This window comes from Desulfomicrobium macestii (genome assembly GCF_014873765.1).
Classification (GTDB): domain Bacteria; phylum Desulfobacterota; class Desulfovibrionia; order Desulfovibrionales; family Desulfomicrobiaceae; genus Desulfomicrobium; species Desulfomicrobium macestii.
Window position 1 is genome coordinate 1 of record NZ_JADBGG010000076.1, and the last position, 3,755, is coordinate 3,755.

Genomic DNA, 3,755 nt, shown 5'->3' on the forward strand with positions numbered 1-3,755 from the left:
AAAATTTTCAGGTCGAAAGTCGCCTGGATTTTCGAAAAATATGGTTGAGATTTCGAGCCAACAACGTTGGCAACACTTATTCACGGATTCAGGATCTTACGATTATGGTGCCGGAAAACTTGAAAGCATGTGTTCTCTATTAATTTCTGTTTTGGTAGTCCTCGGATTGATCATTACAGCTGGATTATCAATACATCGCATCGTTTATCCTCAGGACTTAAATGTAGATTTTGCTTTAGTAGGCTTTGTAATTAATTGTATTTCTTTAGTAATCAATGTTGTTTTATGGAAAAGAATTTATAAAATTGCTTTAGTGTCAAATTCGCCAATAATGAAATCTCAATGGAGGCTTCATCGCGCAAATGCCATTGCAAATATATTCGTATTTGTTTCATTGCTTGCGGCTGTTTTTTTGCGAGATTTTTCATGGGGTTTTATTATTGACCCTGCGTGTGCGATATTGTTAATTTTTGCTGCCGGCTATGCATTCTTAGATCTGATAAAAGAAAGCATGCATGACCTCTTGGACAAAACCCTTGACGAAGATCTGCAGATGAAAGTTCTCAGAAGATTAAGTGAGTACTTCGACTGGTATGATTCTTTTCACGGTGTAAAATCCAGAAAGTCAGGCAAGAAGATAATAATTGACATTACGCTTGGCTTCACACCTGACAAGACAGCGGGAGATATCTTTGACCTTTCTGGAAGGATTAAAGAAAAACTGGAAAACGACATTCCCGACAGCGAAGTGCAAATTATCCCACGAATATACAAGGAATTTAGCGAGACAAATATAGCAAAAAATTCTTTAAAAAAAATACATATTCAACCGATTACAGAACAAAACATTACAGAATCAATGGAGTTGGTAAAAAAATTCTTGCCTACAGACAATTATGAACTAATATTTAAGGTGCTGAAAGAAAGCTGTATGTTAGGCACCAACAAAAATGAACTCTTGGAAGAGAATATAGCGCATCCTCGCTATTGGGTAGCTTTAAACGGCGACAAGGTAATAGGGTTCTCAGGATATTATTTCGATCCAAATGAGACCGATGCTGTGTGGGCAGGATGGGCTGCAGTAGAACGGAGTCTTGGCATGCTTTCGGCAAAAGCCGCTAATGGCCTAATTGCAAAAGTAGTTTACGAAGCTAGAAAAACAGGAAGAAAATATATAAGATTATTTACTTGTGATTTACCTGAAGAGATCATGGCAAATAAAATATACGATAAGCTTGGTTTTGCAGTTTATAAAAGAGGGATTGACTGGGATGGCGTTGAGATACTTTATAAACAAGCCCACACAGAATCTGTCTATGATAAATTTGAAAAGAATCGGTAAAAGGCGAAGAATCCGATGGGACGGACCGCAAGAGATGAGGGCAGGTCTTGAATCTTGAATTGTTTCGACCTATCCAGTCTGTCCTGGAAAATTGTTGAAGCGCCATATCAGGAACAGGCCTGCACAGGCTGAACAGTGAGTTGAAGTACGTGTCTATAGAATTTGAGACACAAATAAGTACAACCTCAGGTCCCACCATTTGGAGCAATGGCTTGAGATTCAACAGTCTCAAGCCATTTTTTTTAACCCGCCGGAAGGAACGTGGAGTCTTCAGCGTTCTCGCATCCCCAGCGTCTTAAAGTAGTAATCTCCCAGCGCCTCGTGCAGCGCGTTGGCAGCCAGACGGGTGCAATGTCGGTCTTCTTCGGGCATGCAGTTTGGTCCGCCCAAGGCTTCCAGTACGGTCTCGCCCGTGATGGCGGTCAGCTCTTCGCAGGTTTTGTTCACTGCCAGTTCCGCAGCCATGGACCCGCTGATCTGGCTGGAACCGCATCCGTCGGTGCCGAATCCCGCGTCAAGGACCAGGTCGTTTTCGATGTGTAGAAAGATGCGAATGGTATCGCCACACGTGCCGGTAGCTGCGCCCATGTACTCGGCCTTGGCCGGCCGGCCGCGATACGGCTTGTTGCGCCAGCGTTCAAACCCGGCCTGACCGTAGGTCTGACGCGCTTCATCAAAAATCTTGTCCTGAAGTTCATTCACGATGTCGTCAAAACTGGGCATTGTCTCGTCCGTTTGTTGAGTGCTTCCATGTGTCCCCGCTGGGAACAGACCAAAATGGGCTCCTAGCACCCCCTCCGGAAATCGGCAACACCAGCCGCCAAAGACTGGAACACATACCAAAATGGTCAGAAAAGTCTTGTGCTGGACTCGCCCGCACCCCAATCCCGCCGCCGATTGTCCATCAGGAACCGGCGTGGCCGGTTTGCAGGGAGATCCCAAAAGCGGGGGACGGCTTTGTCCCAAGGGCGGTGCCTCGCCCAAGCACGTTTACAGCGCCTACCGGCTCAAGACTCCGCTGATCCGCGAAAACGGACGCTTCCGCAAGGCGGGATGGGACGAGGCCCTGGATCTTGTCGCCACCCGGCTGGCCAGCGTTCCCGAGGGCAAGCTGGCCTATTTTCGCGGCAATGATTTGCCAACTTCGTTCCTTTGAACTCTGGTCCGGCTGGTCGCCAGCCAATTTCGAGGATCAGGTCCGCGACGGCAGGATAAAGGCGCTTTTTTCCTATTGGGCCGATCCGGTGCTGACCTGGGGCAACAGTGAATCCGTGGCCCGTGGGCTTGATAACCTTGATTTCTGCGTGAGCGTCGATGCCTTCATGTGCAACACCGCCCTTTACAGCGACGTTGTCCTGCCCGACGCCACCTGGCTTGAGCAGGCGCAGGTCAAGCCGGATTGGCTTTACGAGGCATTCTTGAGCTACTTTGCCGAGGTCGTGCCTCCCATGTACGACTCGCGGCCCATGTACCGGATCATCGAGGGGCTGGCCAAGCGCATGGGCGTGTCCGACGCGGTGCCGTGGGAGAACATGGAAGAGGAGGCTTTTGCCAACCAGATGCGCGATCTGCCCTGGAGCTTTGAAGAGCTGCGCGAAAAAGGTTTCATCCTGACCGATGCTGCCGAGTATTACAAATACAGGAAGTGGGAGAGCATCAATCCTCCCGCAGGGTACGGCAGCTCTGGGTCCAGCAGGACCGGCAAGTACAACTTCCTCAATCCCGTCAGTGCGGAGAAAGACGTTGACCCCCTGCCCGATTTCAAGCCCATCGACCAGGACCTGTTGCCGGACGCCGAGTATCCTTTCCTGTTTGGAAACATCCGCATCCTGCAACACGAGCACTGTTCGACGTTCAACAACTTCCAACTGATGAAGCTCAGGAAGACCAACACGTTGTTGATCAACACGGCAGATGCCGCAAGGCACGACATCTCAAGCGGCGACGTTGTCCAGCTGTCCTCGCCATGGGGCGTCACGCGCATCAAGGCCGAGGTCACCGACGATATCCGGCCCGGCGTATTGGCCGCGGCCGGTGGCTACGGTCATGTGCGCGGTCTGGAAGGCGATCCCAAGTATCCCGACATGGGCGGAGTCAACGTGCCCGGCGCGCTGATGCCTTCGAATCGCACGGAGTCCACGGGCGGCACCCCGTTGCTTAAGTACATCAAGACAAGAGTGGAACGAGCCGCCTAGATTTCTCCCCTCCCAAAAGGCGAAGGCCCCCGGACAGATAGTCTGTCCGGGGGCCTTCGCCTTTTTTAGGTCCAGAAAAGAGCACGTCTCGTTTTGATCCACGAGCCTTTTTTTTGAAGTTGTGGGTAGTGTGCGGGATCTTCAGCAAAAAGAAAGACCATGGCATATGTGGGTTGTACCACCAAACCACAACTCCCGGAGGAATCTGCCATGGTCAG

At 50.0% G+C, this 3,755-nt stretch carries 4 protein-coding genes; 3 read left to right on the top strand and 1 reads right to left on the bottom strand.

Annotation, left to right across the window (positions count from 1 at the left end; all coding sequences use genetic code 11):
* Nucleotides 1-1,342: cation transporter (locus H4684_RS20305; protein ID WP_225940594.1), on the top strand; the 1,342-nt coding region annotated here is incomplete at its 5' end.
* A 270-nt stretch (nucleotides 1,343-1,612) separates the two neighbouring features.
* On the opposite strand, the gene H4684_RS20310 is transcribed toward H4684_RS20305, so the two are convergent.
* Nucleotides 1,613-2,065, bottom strand: a complete 453-nt coding sequence (locus H4684_RS20310; protein ID WP_092191507.1) for an iron-sulfur cluster assembly scaffold protein — start codon at nucleotides 2,063-2,065, stop codon at nucleotides 1,613-1,615.
* Nucleotides 2,066-2,186: 121 nt separating this feature from the next.
* On the opposite strand from H4684_RS20310, the gene H4684_RS20905 reads away from it, so the two are divergent.
* Nucleotides 2,187-2,498 (top strand): molybdopterin-dependent oxidoreductase, encoded by a 312-nt coding sequence (locus H4684_RS20905; RefSeq protein WP_225940595.1) that lies wholly within the window; start codon nucleotides 2,187-2,189, stop codon nucleotides 2,496-2,498.
* Nucleotides 2,473-3,537: a molybdopterin dinucleotide binding domain-containing protein gene (locus H4684_RS20315; RefSeq protein WP_225940596.1), complete on the top strand. Its 1,065-nt coding sequence runs from the start codon at nucleotides 2,473-2,475 to the stop codon at nucleotides 3,535-3,537. Before H4684_RS20905 ends, H4684_RS20315 begins: the two co-directional genes overlap by 26 nt.
* The last annotated feature ends 218 nt before the right edge of the window (nucleotides 3,538-3,755 follow it).